Below are 25,451 nucleotides of genomic sequence, written 5' to 3'. Positions count from 1 at the left end.
GCGTCCTCGTCGATCTTGCACTTGCCGCCCCGGCACAAGCCACTGATCGGGCATCTCGCGGGCCGCAAGTGCAAGATCGACGGGGACCTGGGCGAGGGCTAGAGGAGGGAGTCGCGCCACTGGCGGTGCAGGGCGGCGTAGCGGCCGTCGGCGGCGATCAGCTCGGCCGGCGGGCCGTCCTCCACGATCCGGCCGTCGTCGAGCACCAGCACCCGGTCCGCTGTCTCCACCGTGGAGAGCCGGTGGGCGATCACCAGGGCGGTACGGTCGCGCAGCACGCTGTGCAGGGCCCGCTGCACCAGCCGCTCGGTCGGCACGTCGAGCGACGAGGTCGCCTCGTCGAGGATCAGCACCCGGGGATCGGCGAGGAACGCCCGGGCGAACGCGACGAGCTGCCGCTGCCCGGCGGAGAGCCGACCGCCGCGCCGGTGCACGTCGGTGGCGTACCCGTCGGGCAGCGCGGCGATGAAGTCGTGCGCGCCGATCGCCCGCGCGGCCGCGACCACCGCCTCATCGTCGGCGTCGGGGCGGCCGAACCTGATGTTGTCGGCCACGGAACCGCTGAACAGGTGCGTCTCCTGGGTCACCAGCACCACCGCCCGGCGCAGCTCGGCGTCTGCGAGGTCGCGCAGGTCCACCCCGTCCAGCCGGATCACGCCCGCGTCCGGGTCGTGGAAGCGGGCCACCAGCTTCGCGACAGTGGACTTTCCGGCGCCGGTCGGCCCGATCAACGCCACTGTCTGCCCGGGCGGCACGGTCAGGTCCAGGCCGGACAGGATCGGCGCCCGGCGGCGGTAGCCGAAGTCGACGGCGCGGAAGGTGACGGCCCCGCGCGGCGGTCCGGCCGACAGCGGCACCGGCCGCGCCGGTTCGGCCACCGCCGGGCGCTCGTCCAGCACGCCGGCCAGCTTCTCCAGCGCGGCGGTCGCCGACTGGAGCGAGTTGTAGAACTGGCTCAGCTCCTCCATCGGCTCGAAGAACCGGCGCAGGTAGAGCAGGAACGCGGCGAGCACGCCCACCTCCACGCCGCCGCCCAGCACCCGCCAGCCGCCGTACCCGAGCACCACCGCAGCGGTCAGGTTGCCGATCAACCGGATGCCCGGTGAGTAGATCGCGATCAGCCGGAACGCGCGCAGGCTGGAGCGCCGGTAGTCGTCGTTCACAGTGGCGAAGATGCGGTCGTTGCGGTCCTCCCGCCGGTACGCCTGGACGGCCCGGATGCCGCGCAGCGACTCGACGAAGTGCACGATGACCAGCGCCACCGCCTCCCGGGTGCGCCGGTACGCCCCGGCCGAGGCGCGGGCGAACCAGCGCGACAGCACGAACAGGAACGGGAAGGCGAGCAGCGTCACCGCCGCCAGTGGCAGGTCCAGCCAGAGCAGGATGCCCGCCACCGACAGCACTGAGAGCCCGGCCATCACCAGCTTGTCGATGCCGCCGTCGACCAGCTCGGCGATCGACTCCAGGTCGCTGGTCAGCCGGGACACCATCCGCCCGGACGTGTAGCGCTCGTGGAACCCGACGTCGAGGCGGAGGAAGTGCCCGTACACCCGGCGGCGCAGGTCCAGCAGGACGGCCTGGCCGATCCGGGCGGCGAGGGTGAGGAACGCGCGCCGGGCCGCGTACTCGACAGCGGTCGCGACCACGAACGCGGCGGCGACAGCGATCAGCGGGCCGGGATCGCCGGCCCGCAGCGGCTCGATACCCCTGTCGATGCCGAGCATGACCAGGTACGGCCCGGACATCGCGGCGGCGTTCTGGGCCAGCAGCAACGCCACCGCCAGCCCGAGGGCCCGCCGGTGCGGGCGCAGCAGCCGGCGCAGCAGCAGCCGGCTGCGGGCACGCAGCCGGGTCACCGCCTCCGGGGACGAGTCCTCGGCCCGGCTGCGGTCGGCGTCCGGATCGGTGGCCCGCCCTCGCCAGCGGGACAGGTCTTCACCGTCGTCGTGGCGCGCGCCGGTCGTCCCGTTACCGTTCGGCGCGTCGCGGGGCCGGGGCACCCGCGGCGCGCGGCCGGTCACGAGCGCACCAGGCCGACGCCGTCGCTCCGGCGCTCCGGCTCGGCGGACAGCACCGCCCGGTAGTCGGGTACGCGGGCCAGCAGCTCCGAGTGGGTGCCGACGGCGACGATCCGGCCGTCGTCGAGCAACGCCACCCGGTCCGCCAGTGCCACGGTCGAGGGGCGGTGCGCCACCAGCAGGGTCGTGGTGGCGGTGTCCCGCAGCACGCGGCGCAGGGCCGCCTCGACGAGCGCCTCGGTGTGCACATCGAGTGCGGAGAGCGGGTCGTCGAGCACCAGCACCGCGGGCCGGCCGAGCACCGCACGCGCCAGCGCGAGACGCTGCCGCTGCCCGCCGGACAGCGACAGCCCCTGCTCACCGACCCGGGTCGAAAGCCCCCAGGGCAGCTCGTACGCGAACTCCGCCTGGGCCAGCGTCAGCGCGGCCCGGACCTCGTCCTCGCTCGCGTCCGGGCGGCCCAGTGTGAGGTTCTCCCAGACCGACATGGAGAACAGCGTCGGCTCCTCGAACGCGACGGCGACCAGCCGCCGCAACGACTCCAGCCGCAGGTCACGCACGTCGTACCCGTCGAGCGTGATCCGGCCGCGGGTGATCTCGTGCAGCCGGGGGACGAGCGACAGCAGCGTGCTCTTGCCGCAGCCGGTGGCGCCGACGAGCGCCATCGTCTCGCCCGGCTCCACTGTCAGGTCCAGATCGCGCAGCACCGGCGCGGACGTGCCGGGGTAGCGGAAGCCGACCCCCTCGAAGCGGAGCCGGCCGCGCACCTCGCCCCGGTCGAGCGGCCGGGCGTGCGGTGCGTCCACGATGGTCGGCGGCGTGTCCAGGACCTCCTGGATCCGGTCGGCGGCGGTCGCGGCCTCCTGGCCGTTGGCGATGATCCAGCCCAGCGACTGCACCGGCCAGATCAGCATGAGCTGGAGACTGACGAACGCGACCAGCTCCCCGATGGACAGCACGCCGTCGGCGACCGCCGCGGCGCCTGCCACCAGGACCGCGCCGAGGGTCAGGTTGGGCACCAGGTCGAACAACGCGGAGGTACGGGCCAGCAGCCGGGCCTTGCCGATCCCGGTGTCGTGCAGCCGGCGCGCGCCGACGGCGAACCGGGCAGCCAGTTCCGGCCCACGCCCGTACGCCCGCATGGTGCGCAACCCCAGCGCGGTCTCCTCGACCAGCGTGGCGACGTCGCCCTGCTGGTCCTGCATCCGCCGCGACGCCGCGTGGTAGTGGCGCGCGAAGCGGCGGCTGATCAGGAACAGCGGTACGGCGCTCGCCGCGACCAGCAGCCCCAGCCACTGGTGCAGCCGGATCAGCAGCGCCACCACCGCCGCGTAGGTGACCAGGTTGAGGACCAGGAACAGCAGCCCGAAGGAGAGGAACCGCCGGATCACCGAGAGGTCGCTGGTGATCCGGGACAACAACTGGCCGGACTGCCAGCGGTCGTGGAAGCCGGCCGGAAGCCGTTGCAGGTGGGCGTAGATGTCGGCGCGGATGGCGGCCTCCATGCCCACCGAGGACGACGACTGCGTCCAGCGGCGGATGAAGATGAGGACCGCCTCGGCCACGCCGAGCAGCAGCGCGAGGGCGCCGAGCCGGAGCAGCCCCGCCTCGTCGTGCCGGGCCACCGGCCCGTCGACCACCCGCTGCACCACGAGCGGAACGGCCAGGCTCGCCGCGGTGGCGGCAAGCGCCGCGACCAGCAGCCAGGCGAACTCCGTCGCGTACGGGCGCAGGTAGGGCCGCAGCCGCCAGAGGTTGCGCAGCGGCTGGGACCGGGCGCCGGAATGCGCCGCGGGGTTGCCGTCGCTGGACGCGGGCACTACCCGACGGTAGCCGCCGGGGGTGACAGTCCGGCTGTCAGCTAGCCGTCACCCGTCCCTCATGCCCGAGAAGCCACTTCTTCACGTCCAGGCCCCAGCGGTATCCGCCGAGCGAGCCGTCGGTGCGCAGCACCCGGTGGCAGGGCACGAACAGCGCGGCGGCGTTGCGTGCGCAGGCCGCCGCGGCGGCCCGGATCGCCGCCGGTCGCCCGGCCAGCGCGGCGAAGCCGGTGTAGGTGACGGGGTCGCCGGGCTTCACGTCGCGCAGCACCTGCCAGGCGTGCGTCAGGAATGCGCCGCCGGTGTGCTGCTCCACCGCTACCGCGTCGATCGCGGTGAGTTCACCGTCCAGGTAGGCCCGCACGGCGGCGGTCACCGGACCGAGGTCGGCCCGTTCTCGCAGCTCGCCGCGCAGGCTCGGGTGGATCAACGGCAGCAGGTCCGCCGGGTCGGCGGTGAAGCCCGCCGCGCGTACCGCCCCGGTCGGGCCGGCGAGCACGCTCAACGGGCCGGCGGGGGTGTCGATGACGGTGCTGTCCACAGTGCTCATGCTGCTCTCCAGAGTCGGATGGTCGCGTACGACCGCCAGGGGCGCCAGCGGTCGGCGTACGCGGACAGGGTCTTCGGGTCGTCGGACAGGCCGAGCGCCGCTGCGCCACGGCGTACGCCCAGGTCGGTGGTGAGCGCGACATCCGGGTCGCCGAGTGCGCGCATGGCCAGGTAGCCGGTGGTCCACGGGCCGATACCGGGCACCGCGGCCAGGAGCCGGACCGCCTCCTCCCGGTCGCCTCCGGGTTCCAGGTCGAGTTCGCCGTCGGCGACCGCGCGGGCCAGCGCACGGAGCGTCTCCCGGCGGGCCGCCGGCATCCGGAACGCCGTGTCCGGCGCCGCGAGCACCTCCGCCGGACCGGGGAACGCCACCAGGCCGTCCGCCGGGTCGTCGGCAGCCGCCCCGCTCGCTGCCCGGGTGGCGGAGAGCAGGCGGGTGAGCGTGGTCCGCGCCGAGGCCAGCGAGACCTGCTGGGTGGCGACGGCGCGGACGGCCAGCTCGAAACCGTCGACCGCGTGCGGCAGCCGGACGCCGGGCTCGGCCGCGACGGCCGGGGCCAGCGCCGGGTCGGCGGCCAGTGTGGCGTCCACCGCTACCGGGTCGGCGTCCAGGTCGAGCAGGCGGCGGCAGCGGGCCACCGCGGGGGCCAGGTCACGCATGTCGGCCAGCCGCAGCGTCGCGTCGATGTGGCCGTCGGCAGGGGCCAGCGCCACCGTGGCGGGACCGTGCGGCAGCCGCAGCCCTCGGTGGTAGGTGCCGTCGCGGACCACCTCGACGCCGGGTAGCGCGCGCAGCGCGAGGAAGTCCAGCAGCGCGCCCGCGTGCAGCGGGGGCCGGTACGCCAGCCTTAGCGAGAGCGTGCCCGCCCCGGTGGTCGCCGCCGGGCCACGTCGGCCGGCCCGCAGCTCGGACGGCGTGCCGCCGTAGACCTCGCGGACCGTGTCGTTGAACTGCCGGACGCTGCCGAACCCGGCGGCGAAGGCCACCTCGGCCAGGCCGAGGCCGGTGGTCTCGATCAGGATCCGGGCGGTCTGCGCGCGCTGGGCCCGGGCCAGCGCCAGCGGGCCGGCGCCCAGCTCGGCCCGGAGCATCCGGTGCAGGTGCCGCTCGGTGTAGCCCAGCCGGGTGGCCAGCCCGGGCACCCCGTCCCGGTCCACCACGCCGTCGGCGATCAGCCGCATGGCGCGACCGACCAGGTCGGCCCGGACGTCCCACTGGGGCGAGCCCGGTGCCGCGTCCGGCCGGCACCGGCGGCACGCCCGCAGCCCGGCCCCCTGCGCGGCGGCGGCGGACGGGAAGAACCGGACGTTCTGCCGCTTCGGCGTCATCGCCGGACAGGACGGCCGGCAGTAGATCCCGGTCGACGTCACGCCGGTGTAGAACCAGCCGTCGAACCGCGGGTCGCGGCTGTCGACGGCTCGGTAGCACCGCTCGAAGTCCAGTTCCATGCCACGATCCTGCCTCGCAGCTCCGACGCTCGGCTGGCGGGATTCAGACATGACGTGCGGCAGTCGCGCCCGCTCGGGGAAGTGGCGGTATCCCGAGCCCCGGGACACCGCCACATCGGCGAGGTGGCGTGGATCATGACCGGCGGACCCGAGAAAGTGTCGTAAGTGGTCGGTAGCGTCCCGCCACCAACTCAAGAAGAGGTGCGGGGCATGGCGAGCGTGGCCGGGCGGGGTGTCCGCTGATGCGATCGGGGCGAGCACCGTTGGACGCCGCGGTGGTGGAGGGCTTCTACGAGCGGATGCGGGTGGTGGCGCCGGCCGCGTACGGCGCGATCGAGCGCGACCGGGCCGGTGACCCCGGTCGCCCCTTCGCGGACACCGCCTGCGGGCGGCTGGCCGGCTCCCTCGACCCGGACGGGCTGCGCGCGCTCGGCATGTGGGCGCACCACTGGTGCATGCGCTTCTACGACGACGACACCCGGGTCGGCCTGCGGCTGGTCCGCGAGATCGCCGCCCGCTCCGGCCTGGGCTGGACCGCCGACGAGGTGCGGTGGCTGCTCGACCGGTCGTACGCGGCCGGCCCCGCCGCCGCGCACCGGTTCACGCTGCCGCTCGCGGCCGCGGCGCAGCTACCGGCCGGTGTGCTGCCCGAGGGCGTCACCGCCGAGGCGTGGCCGGACGACTGGCGTCGGCTGCGGGCCGGCTGACCGCGCCGCCACCGGGCCGCCGTCCCGCCGCCTGCCCGAAGGTCGGCCGGCGTCGTTGTCGGGCTGTCCGCGCCGCCGCCCGGCTGCGGGCGCGGCGATCGACCCGGCATCTGCGCGAGCACCATCGCCGCCACGGCCACCGTGAAACCGGTGAGCTGGACCGGGTCCAGCGCCTCACCGAGCACCACCCAGCCGAGCGCCGCCGCGGTGAGCGGGCTCAGCGCGCCGAGCACCGACACGCGGGACACCGGCAGTCGCGCCGCGCCCCGGAACCACAGCACGTACGCCAGCGCGGTGCCGGCCAGCCCGAGCCACGCGTACCCGAGAAGGGCCGGCCCGTCGGGCACGGGCGGCGCGCCCTCGACGGCGGCGGCGACCGGCACGATCATCAGGCCACCGGCGACGAGCTGCCAGCTCGTCGCGGCGAGGACGCCCGTTCCGGGCGGCCGGCCCCAGCGGCGGGTGAGCACAAGTCCGGCGGCCATCGCCACGGCGCCGGCCAGTCCGGCGGTGACGCCGAGCGGGTCGAGGCCGGCACCTGGGCGCAGCACCACGAGGGCGACGCCGAGCGGGGCGACCGCGGCGGCGACCAGCGCCGGCCGGGTGGGGCGGTCACGGAGCAGCGCGACTGTCAGCACCGCCACCAGCAGTGGCTGCGCGGCGCCGAGGACGGCGGCGGTGCCGCCGGGCAGCCGGTACGCGGCGAGGAACAGCAGCGGGAAGAACACCCCGATGTTCAGCGCGCCGAGCACTGCGGCTCGCCCCCGCCAGAGACCGTGTGGTCGTCGGCGGGTCAGGGCGAGCAGCAGCAGACCGGCCGGGAGGGCGCGGATCGCCCCGGCCCAGAGCGGCCGGTCCGGGGGAAGGAGTTCGGCGGTGACCAGGTAGGTGGTCCCCCAGGTGATCGGGGCGGCGGCGGTGAGCGCGACGTCGGTCCAGCGGCGGTTCATGTCGGCCTCTCTCGGCTCTAAGTATCTTAGCGCTAAGATAATCAGGCCCGAGCGAAAAGGGGAAGTGGGACGTGCGGCACAATCGGCAGCCGTGACAGGCGACGAGGTGGACGCGATCGTCGAGCAGTGGCGGCGGGAACGACCAGGTATGCGGCCCGAGCCGATGGCCGTGTTCGGCCGCATCTACCGGCTGGCCCGGCTGGTCGGCGACGGCCAGGAGAAGGTGTACGCGGGCTGGGGCATCGGCCGGGGCGAGTTCGACGTGCTGGCCGCGCTGCGGCGCTCCGGCTCGCCGTACACGCTGGCGCCGAAGGCGCTCGCCGCGTCGCTGATGCTCACCTCCGGCGGCATGACCGGGCGGCTCGATCGCCTCGAACGCGCGGGCCTGGTGCGGCGCTCGCCGGACCCGGCCGACCGGCGGGCGCTGCGGGTCACGCTCACCGACACCGGCCGCCGGGTGGTGGAGGAGTCGGCCGAGGCCGGGCTCGCGGTGCAGCGGCGGATCCTCGACGCGCTTCCGCCCGCCGACCAGGACCGGCTGGCCGACCTGCTGCGCGCGTTGCTCGCGGCGGCCGAGGCCGGGCCCGCGGATCCGGCACAATGATCGGCACCGTCACCGCCCGGAAGGACGCCCATGCCCGCCACCGAACCGACGATCGTCGCCACCAGCATGGGTTTCGCCAGCCGTCGCCGTGGCCCCTGGGACGCGCGGCCCAGCGCCCTGTTCGACCTGATGGCCGAACTTGCCGGGGCCGGTGACGCGCCCCGCGTCTGCTACCTCGGCCAGGCCACCGGCGACCAGCCGACCGGGTTCACCGTCTTCTACGGCGCCTTCGCCGGCACCCGGTTCCGCGCCTCCCACCTGGCGCTCTACCCGATGCCCAACGTCGAGGACATCCGGGCGCACCTGCTCGCGCAGGACGTCATCTGGGTCGGCGGCGGCAGCGTGGCGAACCTCTGCGCGGTCTGGCGGGTGCACGGCCTGCCGGAGATCCTGCACGAGTGCTGGCAGGCCGGAGTGGTGCTCGGCGGGGTCTCCGCCGGTTCGATCTGCTGGCACACCGGCGGCGCCACCGACAGCTACGGTCCGACGCTGCGGCCCTTCACCGAAGGGCTGGGCTGGCTCCCGTACGGCAACGGCGTGCACTACGACAGCGAGGAGCAGCGCCGCCCGCTGATGCACCGGCTGGTCGCCGACGGCACGCTGCCGGCGAGCCACTGCACCGACGACGGCGTGGGGCTGATCTACCGGGGCACCCGGCTGGCCGAGGCGGTGGCGGACCGTCCCGGCGTGGCCGCGTACGAGCTGGTCCGCGCCGAGGACGGCACCGCCCGGGAGACCCGGATCGAGCCGCGCCTGCTGTCCGCCGAGCCGGAGTGACAGGCTTCGCGGACCTGCCTGCCCGGCGCGGCCGGCGAAGCGCGTAAGCTGGTTCGTCGTGAGTCTCACCATCGGCATCGTCGGCCTGCCCAACGTGGGCAAGAGCACCCTGTTCAACGCGCTGACCAAGAACGACGTGCTCGCCGCGAACTACCCGTTCGCCACCATCGAGCCGAACGTCGGCGTGGTCGGGCTGCCCGACGAGCGGCTGGCCAAGCTGGCCGAGATCTTCTCCTCGCAGAAGGTGCTGCCGGCGCCGGTCTCGTTCGTCGACATCGCCGGCCTGGTCCGGGGTGCCTCCAAGGGGCAGGGCCGGGGCAACGCGTTCCTCGCCAACATCCGGGACGCCTCGGCGATCTGCCAGGTGGTGCGCGCCTTCTCCGACCCGAACGTGGTGCACGTCGACGGCAAGGTCTCCCCGGCCGACGACATCGAGACGATCAACACCGAGCTGATCCTCGCGGACATCCAGACGCTGGAGAAGGCGCTTCCCCGGCTGGAGAAGGAGGCCAAGCTCCGCAAGGACCGGGCCGCCGCGGTCGAGGCAGCGAAGAAGGCGGTCGAGGTCCTCGACAACGGCGTGACGCTGTACGCGGGCGCCGCCGCCGCGAAGGTCGAGCTGGAACACCTGCGTGAGCTGCATCTGCTCACCACCAAGCCGTTCCTCTACGTCTTCAACGTCGACGAGGCCGAGCTGGGCAACGACGAGTTCCTCGACGAGCTGCGCGGCCTGGTCGCCCCCGCCGAGGCGATCTTCATGGACGCCAAGATCGAGTCCGAGCTGGTGGACCTGCCCGAGGACGAGGCCCGCGAGCTGCTGGAGTCGATCGGGCAGTCCGAGCCCGGCCTGAACCAGCTCGTCCGGGTGGGCTTCCGGACGCTCGGGCTCCAGACGTACCTGACGGCCGGCCCCAAGGAGGCGCGGGCCTGGACCGTCCCGGTCGGCGCGACCGCGCCGGAGGCCGCCGGGGTGATCCACAGCGACTTCCAGCGCGGCTTCATCAAGGCCGAGGTGGTCTCCTACAACGACCTGGTCGAGGCCGGATCGATGGCGGCGGCCAAGGCCGCCGGCAAGGTCCGGATCGAGGGCAAGGAGTACGTCATGCAGGACGGCGACGTGGTGGAGTTCCGCTTCAACGTCTGAGTTCGGTCTGTTGTCACAGGTCAGGAGATGCCGCCGTCGCTGCGTAACAGTTGGCCGTTGATCCAGCCTCCGTCGGGTGAGCACAGGAACGCGACGAGGTTCGCACAATCCCGCGGGCGTCCGAGGCGACCGAGCGGCGTGGCCCGTAGGACGGCATCCTTGATCTCTGCGGTCATCCAGCCGGTGTCGGTTGGACCCGGATCGATGGCGTTGGCGGTCACGCCGAGGTGGGCCAGTTCTTGAGCAGCGGCCAGGGTGATCCGATCGAGAGCGCCTTTGCTGGCTCCGTAGGGAAGGTTGCCGACGGTAGCGTCACTGGTGAGGCTGACGATGCGTCCCGTGCCATGTGACCCTCGGAACCGTCGGGCGTACTCGCGAATCAGGAGCCAGCTCGCCCGGGTGTTGACCGCGAAGTGACGGTCGAAGCTCTCGATGCTGGTGTCGAGCAGGCCTGATTTCACGCTCTCGCAGTGGGCGAGGACGAGCGCGCTGACCGAGCCCAGCTCTCGCTCCACGGCCTCGAAGATGTCAGCCGTGGTGTGAGGATCAGCGAGGTTCGCCTCGACTGCGACAGTTCTTGCCCCATGCTCGGCGGCCTGGCCGCTGAGCTGCGTCATGGCCTCGGGATCGGCTCCCCAGGGCATCCGCTCGTCGTACGGGGTCCAGTAGGTGAAGCCGACATCCCAGCCGGTCCGAGCCAGCGTCACCACCACCGATGCAGCGATGCCGGCGCTGCGGCCGGCACCGGTCACCAGGGCGACGGGTCGATGCTGTTGGTCCCTGCCGTCCGTAAGAGACATTTCGTGGTCGCACCCCCTCGACGCACCATCCTTGCTGCCCGCCCGAAGACCGTCATCGGAATTACCCGGCCACCACAGCAGTGCCGGCGAGGCACCGCGACGGCGCTCCCGCAGTCTCCTCGTCCACGGGGTCATGGTCCCGCACCCGGACGCGGGAACACCCGTGGGCCGGCCCTCGGTGTGGCCTGACCGATGTCTTGCCGGCGCCGTGCTGGTCTGTACGCCGAGTACCGACCCACGGGAGGCTGGCACGATGCGCAAACTGACCTTCGGCATGAACGTGAGCCTGGACGGCTACGTCGCCGCGCCCGGCGACGACCTCGGCTGGGGTGCGCCGAGCGACGAGTTGTTCCAGTGGTGGTCCGACCGGGTGGGGGCGACAGGCACGGCGCTCTACGGGCGGCGACTGTGGGAGGCGATGAGCTCCCACTGGCCGACCGCCGACCAGCAGCCGGGCGTCACACCGGCCCAGGTCGAGTTCGCCGGCCGCTGGCGGGACATGCCGAAGGTGGTGTTCTCCTCGACGACCAGGCCGGTCGACTGGAACACCCGCCTGGTCACCGGCGACGCGGTCACCGAGATCACCCGGCTCAAGGCCGAGGACGGCGGTCCGATGGACATCGGCGGCGCCACACTCGCCGCTGCGGCCATGCGGGGCGGGCTGATCGACGAGTACGTGCTCGTCACCCACCCGGTTCTGGTGGGTGACGGCAAGCCGTTCTTCACGGCCCTGGACAACTGGGTGAACCTGGCCCTGGTGGAGACCCGGACGTTCCCGGGCGGTGTGCTCCTGACGAGGTACGAGACCAGGCGCTGAGGTGACGCTCCACCAGGGCAGGTCGACAACCGATGCGCAAACGACCGCCGGCCCGCGTCCTGCGGACCGGCGGTCGCTGTGTGCGTAACCGTCAGGCGTTGGCCCGGCGGATGGCCGCCATACCCCCGAGTGCGGCCGCCGCCGCCACCAGGGCGGGCCATCCCACCAGCAGGCTGATCTGGTGCTGGCTGCTCAGCCACTGCCAGATGGCGCCGAACCAGCCCTGCCAGGTGATCAACGCGACGAGCAGGCCGGTCACCAGGATCAGCGCCGCACCGGCGCCGAGCAGGCCGTTCATGCCGAACCGGACGTACCAGACGGATACGAAGACGGAGAGGAAGTTCAGGAACAGGAACGGCACCGCGTAGACGGCGATCTGCAACAGCCCGTTGTCGACGTCGATGTACGGGATCCGGAAGAACCGGAGCTCGATCCCGAAGCCGCCGGTGGCGCCCTCGATCAGGTTGAGCAGGTAGAGCAGGACGCCGTAGACGACCGCCTGCACCACGTTGACGAGCACTGTGGCGAGGTAGAAGGTGCGCCGGGTGACGCCCATGCCGAGCGCGAACGGGAACACCTGGCTGATCGAGGCGGCGGCGATGATCGCGCAGACGATGTAGAGGCTGAGCAGACCGCCTGTGGTGTTCTTGCCCGGCGCCGCCTCGTCGACCGAGGCGAAGATCAGCAGGTTGACGCCGAGCGAGATGGCCATGATGCCCCACGGCCAGTCCAGCTGGCCGACCCGGGCGATGGTGTGCATCCGGGCGACGTCGAGGATGCGGGTCATCGGGTGTTCGTCCTTTCCGTCGTCAGGCGCACCACGGCCTGCTGGAGCGACAACGGTGCCAGGTCGATGCCGAGCTTCCTGGCGCGCATCCGTTCGGCGTTGTCGAACGACCCGCGCAGCGACGCGCGGACCGCGCCGCCGAGCTGCCCGCGGTGCAGCACCCGGTGTGCGGCGGCGAACTCGTCCACCGCCCCGGCCGGGCCGGACGCCTCCATCACCTCGCCGCGCAACTCGTCGCTGGGCGCGTCGAGCAGCAGCTTGCCGCGGTCGAGCAGCAGCACGTGCTCGATCAGGTCGGCCACCTCGTCGATGAGGTGTGTGGAGAGCACGACAGTGCGCGGATTCTCGGCGTAGTCGGCGAGGAGCCGGTCGTAGAAGAGCTGCCGGGCGACCGCGTCGGGACCGAGGTACGGCTCGTCGAAGAAGGTCAGCGGCGCCCGTGCGGCCAGTCCGATCGTCACGCCCAGCGCGGACAGCATGCCGCGGGACAGCTTGCGCACGTTGCGCTTGCGCGGCAGGTCGAAGTCGTCCACGAGGGACTGCGCGAAGTCCTCGTCCCAGTTGGGGAACAGCCGCCTGGCCAGGCTCAGGACGTGCCGGACCTGGTAGGTCGTGGGGTACGTCTGGCTCTCCTTGATGAAGACCACCCGCGACAGTGCCCGCTCGTTCTCGTACGGGCGCTCGCCGAAGAGCGTGAGGTCCCCGCTGATGCCGTTGTTCTGGCCGGTGATCAGCTGCATCAGCGTCGTCTTGCCGGCGCCGTTGCGTCCGAGGAGGCCGTAGATCTTGTTGCCCGTCAACGTGAAGGTGACGTCGTCGAGAGCGGTCACCTCACCGAACCGCTTCGTGAGGCCGGCTGCCGCCACGACGCTCATCGCTGTTCCTCCCCTGTCTCGATGAGCTTCTTCAGCTCCTCGGTGCCGATGCCCAACTTGCGTGCCTCCTCGATGAGGGGCCGCACGTACTGGTCGGAGAACTCGCGCCGGCGGCGTTCCCGGAGTGTCTCGACGGCCCCCGTTGCCACGAACATTCCGATCCCCCTGCGTTTGTAGAGAATCCCGTCATCGACCAGGCGGTTGATCCCCTTGGCGGCAGTCGCCGCGTTGATCCGGTGGAACGCCGCCAGCTCGTTCGTCGACGGCACCTGGGTCTCCTCCGCGAGCGTCCCGTCGATGATCGAGTTTTCGATCAGCTCCGCGATCTGGACGAAGATCGGCCGCCCGTCATCCATCCCGGTTCTTCGGTTCATTACTCATGTAGCTAACCGTCGCACCTGGGCGCCGGAACCGTCAAGTGCCTTCGGGTACGCGCGGCGGCACGCGGGCTCGCTAGGGTTCGCGCCGTGGCTGCTACCACCACGACGGCGTGCACGAGGTCTGGATCGACGCGATCCTGGGCAGCTGGGGCCGCGACGACTTCGACGACCACGTCACCTTCGGCTGCCGGGTCGGGCCGGTGGTCGGCTCGCCGGGGCCGGCCGCGACGCTCGTCAACGGTGGTGAGGTCGCCGGGGACAGCCCGATCTTCGGCCGCAAGCTCAGCCGCGAGGAGGGCCTGACCCATCCCCGGCTCGCCGAGTTCTGGCAGATGGTCGGCCTGATCCTGGAGCGGGACGCCCTGGTACGCCGCCACCTGGTCGGCACCTGACCAACCCGGTGATCAAGGGGTTTACGTCACCCGGACCGCGCCGACCGGACACAAACGCCTTGATCACCGGGGCGAGGGCGCGGGAGGAGGGAGGGGGTCAGATCCTAGGGCTGCGGCGTTCGATCAAGGTCACGTCTCGCCAGGTGCCGTGGTGGCGGCCTACCCGCTCGCGGGTGCCGACGACGCGGAATCCGCACGTCGCGTGCAGCGCGAGACTCGCGGTGTTCTCCGGGAACACGCCGGACTGGATGGTCCAGATCCCGGCCGCCTCGGTGGAGGCGATCAGCGCCTCCAGCAGTGCTCGGCCGACCCCGCGACCCCGCCCCTTCGGGTGCACGTAGACGGAGTGCTCGACCACCCCGGCGTAGACGCAGCGGTCGGAGACCGCCGAGCAGGCCACCCAGCCGAGGACGTCGCCGGCCTCGTCGAGCGCCACCCAGCGGTGGCCGGGCAGGCGGGTGGCGGTGAACCGCGTCCAGTCCGGCGGCTCGGTCTCGAACGTGGCGTTCCCCTCGGCGATGCCGAGGCGGTAGATCTCCAGCACGGAGTCGGCGTGCGAGTCGTCCATGGCGGCGACTGAGACTGTCATCGGCCTCTCCTGTCCGGGCCCGGCGGTCGTCAGCGTAGTCGCGCGCCGAGAGGCCGGGACGTGATGCCCGGCCCCTCGGCGTGAGCGCTACCGCTGCCGGTAGACGGAGATGTGCGCGCGGCTGTCCGCCTCGAACGGCGACCGGTCCCAGTCGGCGTACCGCTCGGTGAGCCGCAGCCCGGACCGCTCCGCCAGTTCGTCGATCTGTTCCGGCCAGGCGTACCGCATGGCGAACGGCTTCAGGTGCACGCCGGAGGCGTCGAAGGTGACGGTCTGCCGCACGAACGTCTGCGCCGCCCGGTCGTACCGGTGCAGGCGGATGGTGGCCGAGTCCTCGGTCACCTCCCGCACCTGGACCTGCTCGTCCCGGTCGAAGTCCGCCGGGTCGGGCACGAAGGTCTCGATGACGAACGCCCCGCCGGGCGCGAGCACCCGGGCGACGTTGCGGAAGCACGCCGCCTGGCGCTCCTCCGAGACCAGGTTGAACAGCGTGTTGAACACCAGGAAGACCAGACGGTACGGCCCGGCGACCGGGACGTCCGACATGTCGCCGATGGTGACGGGCATGTCCGCGCCGCCCGGCTTGGCGCGCAGGTGCGCCACCATCTCCGGGGACGCCTCGACACCCTCCACGGCGAGGCCGCGGGCGGCCAGCGGCAGGGCCACCCGGCCGGTGCCCACAGCCAGTTCGAGCACCGGGCCGCCCTCGGCCAGCGGCGCGAGGAAGTCGACGGCCGGGGCCGGGTCGGGATTGCCGGGGCCGTCGTAGGTGGCGGCCCAGAGCCGGCCGAACAGGCCGGGGTCGTCGAAGACGGACATCACGCGCCCTCCCGCCGGGCGGAAGGGACGCGACGCGGCGAGAGGTCAGTGACCTCCGCCGGAATGGGGTACGACAAGACGAAGCCTCGATTCGGATGAGGTGACGACGGGTCGGCTGGGCTTCGCAGCGTTCGGCATGGCGGTGCTCCCTCCGGTCGGCTTCGAGGGGTTCAGCAGATCAGCAGCCGTGCCGAGCAGACAACCCGATTAAGCCCGCAGCGCGTCGTCCACTCCGGTCTCCCGGCGGCCGAGGTGCACCGGGTCACGCCCGGTGAGCACGTCCACGGCGGCCTTCACGCACGCGCCGTACTCCCGGGTGGAGCTGATCCGCCACTGGTCGGCGTACCGGCGGGCGGTGTCGTCGCCGACGCCGACTGCCTCGATGCCGGCGTCCCGGCAGAGCGCCACCGCGCGCGGCAGGTGGAACGACTGGGTGACCACTGTGGCCCGCCGGACCCCGAAGACGCGGTGCGCGCGGACGCACGAGTCGTACGTGTCGAATCCGGCGTGGTCCAGCACCGTCTTCTCCGCCGGGACGCCACGCTCGACGAGCCAGCGCCGCATCGCGTCCGGCTCGTCGTAGTCCCAGTCCATGTGGTCGCCGGAGAGCAGGAGCACCTGGACCTTGCCGGCGGCGTACAACTGGCGGGCGATCTCCAGCCGGGCGGCGAGGAACGGCGCCGGCGTGCCGTCCGGCTCCACCTTGGTGCCCAGCACCAGGGCCACCGGTGTCTCCGGCACGTCCGCGGCGTCGAACAGGCGGCCCTCGGCGGCGCCGCGGACCCAGGTCGCGCTGGCGACCGTGGCGGCGCCGAGCAGCATCACGGCGGCGGTGGCGAGCACCAGGAGGCGGCGGAGCAGGCGTACGGCCCGCCGATGCTCGCCCCGCCAGGCCCGCCATCGCGCCCTCAGCCCCCGCATGGCGGCGATTGTGCCAGGCGGGTCAGGAGATGTGGTGCAGGATCACGTTGTGCACGTGGTGGCTCTTCTGCGCGCCCCGGAACTCGACCTCGTAGGTGTGCGTGCCGACGTGCACCGCGATAGACCCGGTGGAGAAGAACGAACCACCCCAGGACTTGTTGCTCACCACGCTCACGCTGGTGATCTTCGAGTACGGGATGCTGGTGATCGCGTACCGCTTGCCGACGAAGGAGCGGTCCTGGATGATCACGCGCCGGTCGGTCAGGCCGATGAAGCCGGTGCCGGTGCCGACCGCGTCGTAGACGGCGATGATCTGCTCACCGGGCAGCAACCCGCTCTGGATCTGCTGGAACTGTTCCTTGCGGTCGTACGTGGGGCCAGACATGCACCCGAGGGTAGGCGGGGCGTGCCAGCCGATCAGGGCTCGGTGACCGCGCGGACCGCGTCCTCGATGCGCGCCGCGAGCAGAACCTCACCCTCGGTGAGTGGCTCGCCGTCGTCGTGCCCGAGTCTGATCTGGGTATGGTCGGCCCGGCGGCTGATCTCGGGGCGCAGCCGCAGCGCGTCGGCGACCACCGCCACCCGCTCGGTGAGCGCGGCGTGCTGGGTGTCGTCGAGGACGATCGTGCGGCGGATCTGTTCGCCCTCGCGCGTCCATCCGGACAGCAGGGCTAGCGCGTCGCTGAGGTAGTCGTGCTTCGCCCGGCCGCTGAACAGCACGCGCATCACCGCACCTCCCAGGCGTCGTTGCCGGCTTGTGGCCAAATCGTCGCCATCCCGTGTCCCAGTCGACGCCCTCTAGTCTCTCGCCGCTCAGATGGTGTGTCCACGCCCACACTTCCGTGTTCTGCTGACCTGACGGCCGACGCAGCTACCCAAACCGCCGATTGATCTGGCACGCTGGTGGCCCGTGCGGACCGAACGGGTTAGCGGAAGCGGGCAGGCCGACCGGCGGGAGCCGAGGGTGGTCGTCGGGGCGGCGATCATCGAGGGTGGCCGGGTGCTGGCATGCGAGCGCTCCGCGCCCCCCGAGGTGGCGGGGCGATGGGAGTTCCCGGGCGGAAAGGTCGAGCCGGGCGAGGCCGAGACCGACGCGCTGGCCCGGGAGTGTGCCGAGGAGCTGGGCGTACGGGTGGCCGTCGGCGCGCGTGTCGGCCGGGACGTACGGATGGCGCACGGCCGGTCCGTGCTGCGCGTCTACGCCGCCCGCCTGCTGCTCGGCGACGAGCCCGAGGCCCTGGAGCACGCCGAGCTGCGCTGGCTCTCCGCCGCCGAGCTGGACAGCGTCGACTGGCTGCCGGCCGACGTGCCGATCGTGGCCGCGCTGCGCCCGCTGCTCGACGCCCCCTGAACGACGGCGGCGCGAGCCGGGCCGTCCGGTGAACCGGACAGCCGGCCGGAAACGGGACGAGGGCCCGCGGCTCGTGCCGCCGGCCCCCGTCATCGTCGCGCTGCTGTTCAGTGCTTCGGCTCATCCTGCTGCGGGTGAGCGAAGTTGAGGTGCTCCGGCGGCAGCGGGAACGTCACGTCGTCGCCGAACGGCGACGGCGCGGCGGCCTTGTTGAACGTCAGTTCGGTCAGCGGCAGCCTGCCGTTGGCGTCCACCGCCGGGGCGGTCGGGTGCGGCACCTCGCGGTGCCAGTTGACGCCCTGCTGGGCCTGACGCTCGGCGGCGCTGTCGTGCGAGCCGCCCGCGTGCGAGTGCACCCCGCCGGCGTGCGAACCGCCGCCGTGCGCGTGCGCCCCGCCCTGCGCCCCTCCGGACGTGACGGCACCGCTCGAATGCCCGCTGGTCGCGCTGGTCTGAGGCACCTGACCCCTCCGGAAGATCTTGTTACCGAGCCACACAAGGGGATCGTACCTGCGGTCGACGACCCGTTCCTTCATGGGGATGATCCCGTTGTCGGTGATCTTGATGTGCTCGGGGCAGACCTCGGTGCAGCACTTGGTGATGTTGCAGAAGCCGAGTCCCATGTCCGACTGCGCGTACTCCCGGCGGTCGGTGCGCGCGTCGAGCGGGTGCATGTCCAGCTCGGCCGCCCGGATGAAGAACCGGGGACCGGAGAACGCCGGCTTGTTCTCGTCGTGGTCACGGATCACGTGGCAGACGTTCTGGCACAGGAAGCACTCGATGCACTTGCGGAACTCCTGCGAGCGCTCGACGTCGACCTGCTGCATCCGGTAGTCGCCGGGCGCCACGTCGGCCGGCGGCGCGAACGCCGGGGTCTCCCGCGCCTTCTCGTAGTTGAACGAGACGTCGGTGACCAGGTCCCGGATCACCGGGAAGGTGCGCAGCGGGGTGACAGTGACGGTCTCGGACTCCTCGAACGTCGACATCCGCGTCATGCAGCCCAGCCGCGGCTTGCCGTTGATCTCCATCGAGCACGAGCCGCACTTGCCGGCCTTGCAGTTCCACCGGCACGCCAGGTCCGGTGCCTCGGTGGCCTGGAGCCGGTGGATCACGTCGAGGACCACCTCGCCCTCGTTCACCTCGACGGTGTAGTCCTTCAGGTCGCCGCCGGTCTCGTCGCCCCGCCAGATGCGGAACTGGCGCTTACTTCCCATCAGTTGTTCGCCTCCTCGGTGAGGGCGTCGAACTCGGCGAGTTCCTCGTCGGTCAGGTACTTGGCCAGCTCGGCCCGGTCGAACAGCCCGATCAGCTCAGGCCGCATCTTCGGCAGCGGCTTGTGGGTCAGCCGGACCGTGTCGCCGTCCAGCGAGCAGACCAGGTTGACGCTCCGCCACTTCGGGTCCATCGCCGGGTAGTCCTCCCGGGTGTGCCCGCCGCGCGACTCCTGCCGCTCCAGCGCCGCCTTCGCGGTGCACTCCGAGACCACGAGCATGTTGCGCAGGTCCAGCGCCAGGTGCCAGCCCGGGTTGTAGCGCCGGCCGCCGACCGCGCTGACCTTCGCCACCCGCTCCCGCAGCTCGGCCAGCCGGCCGAGCGCGTCGGCCAGCTCACCCTCGCGCCGGATGATGCCGACCAGGTCGCCCATCACCACCTGGAGGTCCTGCTGGAGCTGGTACGGGCTCTCACCGGTGTCCCGCTGCAACGGCGCCAGCGCCGTCTCCACGGCGGCCTCCACCGCCGCCACCGACACCGCCGGGCGGGTGGTGAGCTGATCGGTGTACGTGGCCGCGTGCCCGCCCGCGCGCTTGCCGAAGACCAGCAGGTCGGACAGGGAGTTGCCGCCGAGCCGGTTGGAGCCGTGCATGCCGCCGGACACCTCACCGGCGGCGTAGAGCCCGCGCACGGTGCCGTACGCCGCGCCGGAGTCCGGGTCCACCTCGACGCCGCCCATCACGTAGTGACAGGTCGGGCCGACCTCCATCGGCTCCTTGGTGATGTCGACGTCGGCCAGTTCCTTGAACTGGTGGTACATCGACGGGAGGCGGCGGCGGATCTCCTCGGCCGACTTACGGGAGGCGATGTCCAGGTAGACGCCCCCGGCCGGCGTACCCCGGCCCTCCTTGACCTCGCTGTTGATCGCGCGTGCGACCTCGTCGCGGGGCAGCAGCTCCGGCGGACGCCTGTTGTTGTCCGGGTCGGTGTACCAGCGGTCCGCCTCCTCCTCGGTCTCCGCGTACTGCTTGCGGAACACGTCGGGCACGTAGTCGAACATGAACCGCTTGCCCTCGGAGTTCTTCAGCACGCCGCCGTCGCCGCGTACCGACTCGGTGACCAGGATGCCCTTCACCGAGGGCGGCCAGACCATGCCGGTCGGGTGGAACTGGAGGAACTCCATGTTGATCAGCGTGGCCCCGGCGCGCAGCGCCAGCGCGTGGCCGTCGCCGGTGTACTCCCACGAGTTCGAGGTGACCTTGTAGGAGCGTCCGACGCCGCCGGTGGCCAGGACCACCGCGGGCGCCTCGAACAGGACGAACTCGCCGGACTCGCGGTAGTAGCCGAACGCCCCGGCGACGCGGTCGCCGTCGAGCAGCAGCTCGGTGATCGTGGTCTCGGAGAAGACCCGGATCCGCGCGTCGTAGCTGCCGAACTCCTGCTTGTCCTCCTGCTGGAGCGAGACGATCTTCTGCTGGAGCGTACGGATCAGCTCCAGGCCGGTCCGGTCGCCGACGTGCGCCAGGCGCGGGTACTCGTGGCCGCCGAAGTTGCGCTGCGAGATCTTCCCGTCCTTGGTGCGGTCGAACAGCGCGCCGTACGTCTCCAGTTCCCAGATCCGCTGCGGCGCCTCCTTGGCGTGCAGCTCGGCCATCCGGAAGTTGTTGAGGAACTTGCCGCCGCGCATGGTGTCCCGGAAGTGCACCTGCCAGTTGTCGCGCGAGTTCACGTTGCCCATCGCGGCGGCGGCGCCGCCCTCGGCCATCACCGTGTGCGCCTTGCCGAACAGCGACTTCGAGATGATCGCGGTCTTCTTGCCGGCCAGCCGGGCCTCGATCGCCGCGCGCAGGCCGGCGCCACCGGCCCCGATCACGACGACGTCGTAGTGGTGTCGTTCGATTCGCGTCTCAGTCATGTCCAGGCTCTCAGTTGATGAACCGCAGGTCGTTGATCCAGCCGGCGGCGACCGCCATCACGTAGAAGTCGGTGAGCGCCAGGGTGCCGAGGGTGATCCAGGCGAGCTGCATGTGCCGGACGTTCAACCAGGACACCCCGGTCCACGCCTTGTAGCGCATCGGGTGCTTGGAGAAGTGCTTGAGCCGCCCGCCGATGATGTGCCGGCAGGAGTGGCAGGAGATCGTGTACGCCCACAGCATCACCACGTTGCCGATCAGGATGATGTTGCCCAGGCCGAAGCCGAAGCCCTCGGGGGAGTGGAAGGCCAGGATCGCGTCCCAGGTGTTGATCAGCGAGATGATCGCGGCGGCGTAGAAGAAGTAACGGTGCAGGTTCTGCCCGAGCAGCGGGAACCGCGTCTCGCCGCTGTACGACTGGTGCCCGTCCGGCACCGCGCAGGCCGGCGGCGACAGCCAGAACGACCGGTAGTACGCCTTGCGGTAGTAGTAGCAGGTCAGCCGGAACAGCAGCAGGAACGGCAGGGTGAGCGCCGCGTCCGGGATGATCCACCAGCCGGGCAGGAACTGGCCGAAGTGCGAGGAGCCCTCGACACAGCGGTCGGTGACGCAGGGGGAGTAGAACGGCGTCAGGTAGTGGTACTGCTCCACCCAGTACCACTTGTGCATGAAGACCCGGACCGTCGCGTAGATGACCCACGCGCTGAGCCCCACCACCGTGATCAGCGGGGCGATCCACCATCTGTCGGTCCGCAACGTCTTCGCCGCGATGGCGGCGCGTGCCCGCCCTCCCCGCGGCTGCGGTCTCGGCGTCCTGGCCGACGTAGTTGTCATCTGAGTCATCTCCCTGACGTCACTGTCACGTCCTGCGCACGCGCGAGGCCACACCGGCGAACCGGTGCGGCTAAGTGACACACGTTACGCCGATCTTCACGGCCCGGCCGCGCAACGCAGTGTCCCGTGTGTCCCGCAGCTTGGAAAGAGTCAGTTCATGATCAATGTGGCGGGTCGGCCGAACGGTGCGCCGACCGGTGGCGTGGTGCGCCCGGCGGCGCGCCGGGTCACCCGGACGCGCCGCCGGTGAAGTGCCACGAGGACAGCCGCAGCGCCGGTGTCTCGTACCAGGAGCCGTCGACGCGGGCAGGCTGGCGGACCGCCGTCCGGCCCAGGCCGAGAACCCGGCCCGGCCCCAGCGCCCGGGGGTACGACTCGGTGAACCGGAAGTCGCGCACCGCCCGGGTCGGCACGCCGTCCTCGACCAGCCACACCCCGTTGCGGGTCAACCCGGTGACCACGAGCTGCTTCGGGTCCAGCACGCGGGTGTACCAGAAGTCGCTGACCAGCAGCCCGCGCCGCATCCCGGCCACCAGCGCGGCGGTGTCCGGGTCGCCCACCGCCCCGGTCACGCCCGCGCTCACCGGTCCGGCGGCGACGGCCGCGCCTGCCACGCCCGCCGTGCCCGTCAGCAGGCGGACGTTGTGCGGGATCGGGCCGAACGTCGCGCTACCCGGCATGCCGTGCCCGGTGGACCCGGCGCCCGCCTCGGCGCCGCCGCGCCTGTCGTACGCCACCGCCCCTGTGGTGCCGCCCTCGACCAGCGGCAACGCCTGCCGGGGCGTGCCCTCCAGGTCGAACGGCAGCGTGCCGGCGTGCAGCGGGTCGTCCACCACCGTCACCGAGGGGTCGAACTGAGCGGTGCCCGGTTCGGCGAAGGACTGCCGTTCGGCGTAGCGCTTGCCGTTGAAGCCGTACCAGGCCAGGTTCTGGAGCAGGTCGGCGACGGCAGCCGGTTCGAGCACCACCTCGTAGTGCCCGGGCGGCAGCTCGACCGGGTCCGCAGCGGCGCGCGCCTTGGCCGCCGCGCGGGCGCCGAGCGCCGCGCCGTCGAGATCGGCCAGCCGGTCGGCGCAGAGCCGGGCCACCCCGTCGGCGCCGCCGGCGCGGGCGATGCCGTCCATCGCCGCCTCGGCCGCCCGGCCCACAGCCGTGTGCCCGGCCGAGTTGGCGAACGCCCCCGACCGGTACGAGGTGCGGCAGTAGCCGGCCGCCTCCAGCCCTTCGACCGCGTCCACGAACGCGCGTACCCGCTCGGCCCGCTCGTCGGGCGAGGCGAACGCGGTGTCCTCGTCGACGGCCGGGCCGGACTGCACAGGCGTCGGGGCGGTGAGTCCCGGCCAGGCCGGGTCGGGCGGCGCGAGCCGGGCCGCGGCCCGGGTCCGCTCGACCAGGGCGGCCAGCCCGTCGGCGTCGACCCGGCTGCCGCTGCCGGTAGCGGTCCGCCCGTCCACGTGCAACCGCAGGTGTACGGCGACACCGGTCTCGGACACGTTCTGGTGGATGAACGAGTTGGCGAACCGGGTCAGCGCCAGGTCGGAGCGGGTCACCAGCACCTCGGCCTCGGCGGCCGGACCGGCCGTGTGCCGGACCAGGTCCACCACCCCGGCGGCGATCTCCAGCTCGGCGTTCATGCCGCGCTCGCTCATGCCCGCACCCCCACCCGGACGCCGCGGAACCGGGCCGGCGCGGCCGGGTGGCCGGTGTGCCCGACCTGGCCGGGCTGCCCCTTCCCGCAGTTGGGCGTGCCCCAGGCGACCGTCTCCGAGGAGAGCATGTCCATCGAGCGCCAGAAGACCGGCCCGATGCCGGTGTAGGTGGGGTTGCGCAGCATCCGCCCCCGGCGGCCCTTCTTCACCTCCCAGCCGACCTCGCAGCCGAACTGGAAGTTGAGCCGCTTGTCGTCGATCGACCAGGACCGGTTGATGTCCATCAGCACCCCGTCGTCGGTGGCCGCGATGATCTCGTCGAGCGTGTGCGGGCCGGGTTCCAGGCCCACGTTCGTCATCCGCACCATCGGCAGCCGGGCCCAGCCGTCGGCCCGTACGCTGCCGCCGTAGTCAAGGCCCGCGACGGCGGCCGAGTCCCGGCCGGCGAGCACCCCGACCCACCGCCCCTCGCGGACCGCGTCCCGGGCGACCGCCGGGGAGCCCTCGTCGTCGTAGCCGAAGCTGCCCAGCGCGCCAGGGATGGTCGGGTCGATCGTCACGTTCATCAGCTCGGAGCCGTAGTGCAGCGAGCCGAGGCGGGCCAGGTCGAGCCAGGACGTGCCGGCGAACGCCGCCTCCCAGCCGAGGATGCGGTCCAGCTCGATGGCGTGCCCGACCGACTCGTGGATCTGCAACGCGAGCTGCTCACCGCCGAGGATCAGATCGGTCTCGCCGGCCGGGCAGAGCGGCGCGGTGAGCAGCTCGCGGGACTCCTCGGCGATCCGCGCGGCGTGCGCGGCCAGGTCGAGCGAGGTGACCAGCTCCCAGCCGGTGGTGCCGTACTGCCCGCGGTAGCTCGGGTAGGACCGCCGCTGGGTCTCGCCGTCACCGATCGAGGTGGCCGAGATGCCGCCGCCGCACTCCCGGATGCGCTGGTCGATCCGGTGGCCCTCGCTGGAGACGAACCACTTCGAGGTGTCCCAGATCTGGTAGAGCCCCTCGGCCAGGTCGGCGCCGTGCTCGCGCATCGTCGCCGTGGCGCGGACCAGCAGGTCGCCCTTGTCCGACAGTGGCACTCCGAGCGGGTCGACGGCGCACTCCGAGGCCCAGCTCGCCACCGCCGCCTCGGCCGGCACCAGGTCGATCGGCGGACCGGGAACCCGCGCGCTCGCGGTGGCGATCGCCGCGGCGCGCCGGCCGGCGTCGCGGGCCGCGGCGTCGGACAGATCGGGTACGGCGTGGAAGCCCCACCCCGATCCGACGAGCGCGCGTACGCCCAGCCCGATGCTCTCGTCCTGGCTCAGCTCCTCGATGTCGCCGTTGCGGGCCGACATCGACTCGTAGCGGCGGTGCATGACCCGGGCGTCGGCGTAGCGGGCGCCCGCGTCGAGAGCGGCCTGGACGGCGGCGGTCGCCGCGTCGAACTCGCTCATGCGCTGTCCTGATGGGTCGCTCGACGCTCGCTCATGCGCCCGACCCTAGGCGAGCGCACCGACATCCGTCAGGGGACGAGATCCGCCGGCCGGATCGTGGCCCGGACGGGCTCGGTCAGCTCCAGCGCGGAACCGGGCTTGGTCACCGACACCTCGCGGTAGTGCCGACCCTGCCGCCGGTGCAGGTGCAGCGTGCCGGTTTCCTGCTCCACCAGCAGGTACCACTCGATCCCCGCGGCGGCGTAGTAGTGCATCTTGAGCACCTTGTCGGTTGCCGCGTTGCCCGGTGAGATGACCTCACACACGAGCCGCACGTCCCGCGCCTCGATCATCGGCTGGTCGAAGTCGATCGGCTCGGTGACGACCAGGTCGGGAATCGGTATGCGGCCTGGCCGGAGCCGGACGTTCACCGTCTCCAGCAGTTCCAGGCCGACGTGCCGGGCCGCGGCCTCCAGCAGGTTGCCGAGGTTCCGCTGGATTCGTTGGTGCCGCGGGGTCGGTGCCGGTGTCACGTGCAGGCTCCCGTCGAAGAGTTCGACGCGTTGCCGCGTCTCGCCGAGGGCGAGGTACTCCTCTTCGGTCCACGGGCCGTCGTGGCCGAACACCGCCGCGGTCATCGTCGCCTCCACCTCGTGCCGACGGGAATCGTCCCTTCGTCGCC

The 25,451-nt window shown here is 72.2% G+C and carries 26 protein-coding genes and 1 pseudogene; 7 read left to right on the top strand and 20 right to left on the bottom strand.

What is annotated here, in order from left to right; all coding sequences use genetic code 11:
- Positions 1 to 98: 98 nt before the first annotated feature.
- Genes FB454_RS05790 through FB454_RS05775 form a run of 4 tightly spaced genes read right to left on the bottom strand, consistent with a single transcriptional unit; the run spans position 99 to position 5,836 of the window.
- Positions 99 to 2,021 (bottom strand): ABC transporter ATP-binding protein, encoded by a 1,923-nt coding sequence (locus FB454_RS05790; RefSeq protein ID WP_145822610.1) that lies wholly within the window; start codon positions 2,019 to 2,021, stop codon positions 99 to 101.
- Entirely contained in the window at positions 2,018 to 3,838 is a 1,821-nt protein-coding gene (locus tag FB454_RS05785; protein ID WP_145822609.1) for an ABC transporter ATP-binding protein, read from the bottom strand. The genes FB454_RS05790 and FB454_RS05785 overlap by 4 nt, the downstream gene beginning before the upstream one ends.
- Before the next feature lie 37 nt (positions 3,839 to 3,875).
- Positions 3,876 to 4,388 carry a methylated-DNA--[protein]-cysteine S-methyltransferase gene (locus FB454_RS05780; protein WP_047892663.1) on the bottom strand — a complete coding sequence of 171 codons (513 nt, stop codon included), beginning with the start codon at positions 4,386 to 4,388 and terminating at the stop codon, positions 3,876 to 3,878.
- The gene (locus FB454_RS05775; protein WP_071097816.1) at positions 4,385 to 5,836 is read right to left on the bottom strand and encodes a DNA-3-methyladenine glycosylase 2 family protein; all 1,452 of its coding nucleotides are present in this window, start codon (positions 5,834 to 5,836) and stop codon (positions 4,385 to 4,387) included. Before FB454_RS05775 ends, FB454_RS05780 begins: the two co-directional genes overlap by 4 nt.
- Positions 5,837 to 6,078: 242 nt before the next feature.
- On the opposite strand from FB454_RS05775, the gene FB454_RS35295 reads away from it, so the two are divergent.
- On the top strand, positions 6,079 to 6,543 hold the full coding sequence (locus tag FB454_RS35295; protein ID WP_225319535.1) for a hypothetical protein: 465 nt from the start codon (positions 6,079 to 6,081) through the stop codon (positions 6,541 to 6,543).
- Positions 6,544 to 6,719: 176 nt separating this feature from the next.
- On the opposite strand, the pseudogene FB454_RS35290 reads toward FB454_RS35295, so the two are convergent.
- Positions 6,720 to 7,493 (bottom strand): annotated as a pseudogene (locus FB454_RS35290) (EamA family transporter); the annotation flags it as partial.
- Positions 7,494 to 7,584: 91 nt separating this feature from the next.
- Here FB454_RS35290 and FB454_RS05765 point away from each other — a divergent pair.
- The 3 genes from FB454_RS05765 to ychF are packed head-to-tail and all read left to right on the top strand — an operon-like array spanning position 7,585 to position 10,018.
- A complete protein-coding gene (locus tag FB454_RS05765) occupies positions 7,585 to 8,097 on the top strand; it encodes a MarR family winged helix-turn-helix transcriptional regulator (protein WP_013475216.1) in 513 nt (170 codons plus the stop codon).
- Between the two features lie 30 nt (positions 8,098 to 8,127).
- A complete protein-coding gene (locus tag FB454_RS05760; RefSeq protein ID WP_013288481.1) occupies positions 8,128 to 8,874 on the top strand; it encodes a Type 1 glutamine amidotransferase-like domain-containing protein in 747 nt (248 codons plus the stop codon).
- A gap of 58 nt (positions 8,875 to 8,932) precedes the next feature.
- On the top strand, positions 8,933 to 10,018 hold the full coding sequence (ychF, locus tag FB454_RS05755; RefSeq protein ID WP_013288480.1) for a redox-regulated ATPase YchF: 1,086 nt from the start codon (positions 8,933 to 8,935) through the stop codon (positions 10,016 to 10,018).
- Between the two features lie 20 nt (positions 10,019 to 10,038).
- On the opposite strand, the gene FB454_RS05750 is transcribed toward ychF, so the two are convergent.
- Entirely contained in the window at positions 10,039 to 10,770 is a 732-nt protein-coding gene (locus tag FB454_RS05750; RefSeq protein ID WP_356997834.1) for an SDR family oxidoreductase, read from the bottom strand.
- Positions 10,771 to 11,071: 301 nt separating this feature from the next.
- On the opposite strand from FB454_RS05750, the gene FB454_RS05745 reads away from it, so the two are divergent.
- The gene (locus FB454_RS05745; RefSeq protein ID WP_013288462.1) at positions 11,072 to 11,635 is read left to right on the top strand and encodes a dihydrofolate reductase family protein; all 564 of its coding nucleotides are present in this window, start codon (positions 11,072 to 11,074) and stop codon (positions 11,633 to 11,635) included.
- A gap of 91 nt (positions 11,636 to 11,726) precedes the next feature.
- Here FB454_RS05745 and FB454_RS05740 read toward each other — a convergent pair whose 3' ends face one another.
- The 3 genes from FB454_RS05740 to FB454_RS05730 are packed head-to-tail and all read right to left on the bottom strand — an operon-like array spanning position 11,727 to position 13,653.
- Complete coding sequence (locus FB454_RS05740; protein ID WP_013288461.1) at positions 11,727 to 12,422, bottom strand: hypothetical protein; 696 nt, start codon at positions 12,420 to 12,422, stop codon at positions 11,727 to 11,729.
- A complete protein-coding gene (locus FB454_RS05735) occupies positions 12,419 to 13,297 on the bottom strand; it encodes an ABC transporter ATP-binding protein (protein ID WP_145822606.1) in 879 nt (292 codons plus the stop codon). Before FB454_RS05735 ends, FB454_RS05740 begins: the two co-directional genes overlap by 4 nt.
- On the bottom strand, positions 13,294 to 13,653 hold the full coding sequence (locus tag FB454_RS05730) for a GntR family transcriptional regulator (protein ID WP_013288459.1): 360 nt from the start codon (positions 13,651 to 13,653) through the stop codon (positions 13,294 to 13,296). The genes FB454_RS05735 and FB454_RS05730 overlap by 4 nt, the downstream gene beginning before the upstream one ends.
- Positions 13,654 to 13,787: 134 nt before the next feature.
- Between FB454_RS05730 and FB454_RS05725 the strand changes: the two genes are divergently transcribed.
- Positions 13,788 to 14,069: a hypothetical protein gene (locus tag FB454_RS05725; RefSeq protein ID WP_013288458.1), complete on the top strand. Its 282-nt coding sequence runs from the start codon at positions 13,788 to 13,790 to the stop codon at positions 14,067 to 14,069.
- A 97-nt stretch (positions 14,070 to 14,166) separates the two neighbouring features.
- Here FB454_RS05725 and FB454_RS05720 read toward each other — a convergent pair whose 3' ends face one another.
- From FB454_RS05720 to FB454_RS05700, 5 genes are all read right to left on the bottom strand, one after another.
- Complete coding sequence (locus FB454_RS05720) at positions 14,167 to 14,658, bottom strand: GNAT family N-acetyltransferase (RefSeq protein WP_013288457.1); 492 nt, start codon at positions 14,656 to 14,658, stop codon at positions 14,167 to 14,169.
- Positions 14,659 to 14,745: 87 nt separating this feature from the next.
- Positions 14,746 to 15,477 carry a class I SAM-dependent methyltransferase gene (locus FB454_RS05715; protein WP_013288456.1) on the bottom strand — a complete coding sequence of 244 codons (732 nt, stop codon included), beginning with the start codon at positions 15,475 to 15,477 and terminating at the stop codon, positions 14,746 to 14,748.
- 207 nt (positions 15,478 to 15,684) lie between these two features.
- Positions 15,685 to 16,398 carry a SanA/YdcF family protein gene (locus FB454_RS05710; protein ID WP_091330827.1) on the bottom strand — a complete coding sequence of 238 codons (714 nt, stop codon included), beginning with the start codon at positions 16,396 to 16,398 and terminating at the stop codon, positions 15,685 to 15,687.
- A gap of 22 nt (positions 16,399 to 16,420) precedes the next feature.
- Positions 16,421 to 16,783, bottom strand: coding sequence for a PH domain-containing protein (locus FB454_RS05705; protein WP_013288454.1), 363 nt, complete (start codon positions 16,781 to 16,783; stop codon positions 16,421 to 16,423).
- A gap of 32 nt (positions 16,784 to 16,815) precedes the next feature.
- Positions 16,816 to 17,124: a 4a-hydroxytetrahydrobiopterin dehydratase gene (locus FB454_RS05700; RefSeq protein WP_091330828.1), complete on the bottom strand. Its 309-nt coding sequence runs from the start codon at positions 17,122 to 17,124 to the stop codon at positions 16,816 to 16,818.
- A 184-nt stretch (positions 17,125 to 17,308) separates the two neighbouring features.
- Here FB454_RS05700 and FB454_RS05695 point away from each other — a divergent pair, with 184 nt between their 5' ends.
- Positions 17,309 to 17,749, top strand: a complete 441-nt coding sequence (locus FB454_RS05695) for a (deoxy)nucleoside triphosphate pyrophosphohydrolase (RefSeq protein WP_186461536.1) — start codon at positions 17,309 to 17,311, stop codon at positions 17,747 to 17,749.
- Between the two features lie 107 nt (positions 17,750 to 17,856).
- On the opposite strand, the gene FB454_RS05690 is transcribed toward FB454_RS05695, so the two are convergent.
- The 6 genes from FB454_RS05690 to FB454_RS05665 form a co-directional block, all read right to left on the bottom strand.
- Positions 17,857 to 18,963, bottom strand: coding sequence for a succinate dehydrogenase/fumarate reductase iron-sulfur subunit (locus FB454_RS05690; protein ID WP_013475224.1), 1,107 nt, complete (start codon positions 18,961 to 18,963; stop codon positions 17,857 to 17,859).
- Entirely contained in the window at positions 18,963 to 20,876 is a 1,914-nt protein-coding gene (locus FB454_RS05685; protein WP_013288450.1) for a fumarate reductase/succinate dehydrogenase flavoprotein subunit, read from the bottom strand. Before FB454_RS05685 ends, FB454_RS05690 begins: the two co-directional genes overlap by 1 nt.
- A 10-nt stretch (positions 20,877 to 20,886) precedes the next feature.
- A complete protein-coding gene (locus FB454_RS05680; RefSeq protein ID WP_013288449.1) occupies positions 20,887 to 21,708 on the bottom strand; it encodes a hypothetical protein in 822 nt (273 codons plus the stop codon).
- A gap of 227 nt (positions 21,709 to 21,935) precedes the next feature.
- Positions 21,936 to 23,357 carry a metallopeptidase TldD-related protein gene (locus tag FB454_RS05675; protein ID WP_145822605.1) on the bottom strand — a complete coding sequence of 474 codons (1,422 nt, stop codon included), beginning with the start codon at positions 23,355 to 23,357 and terminating at the stop codon, positions 21,936 to 21,938.
- The gene (locus FB454_RS05670; RefSeq protein WP_013475227.1) at positions 23,354 to 24,790 is read right to left on the bottom strand and encodes a TldD/PmbA family protein; all 1,437 of its coding nucleotides are present in this window, start codon (positions 24,788 to 24,790) and stop codon (positions 23,354 to 23,356) included. Before FB454_RS05670 ends, FB454_RS05675 begins: the two co-directional genes overlap by 4 nt.
- Positions 24,791 to 24,858: 68 nt before the next feature.
- Entirely contained in the window at positions 24,859 to 25,407 is a 549-nt protein-coding gene (locus tag FB454_RS05665) for a Uma2 family endonuclease (RefSeq protein WP_091332145.1), read from the bottom strand.
- Between the last annotated feature and the right edge of the window lie 44 nt (positions 25,408 to 25,451).

The sequence above is a fragment of the Micromonospora sp. CNZ297 genome (assembly GCF_007827625.1).
Note: the sequence above shows the minus strand (reverse complement) of the source record. Positions and strands in the feature narration are given on the sequence as shown.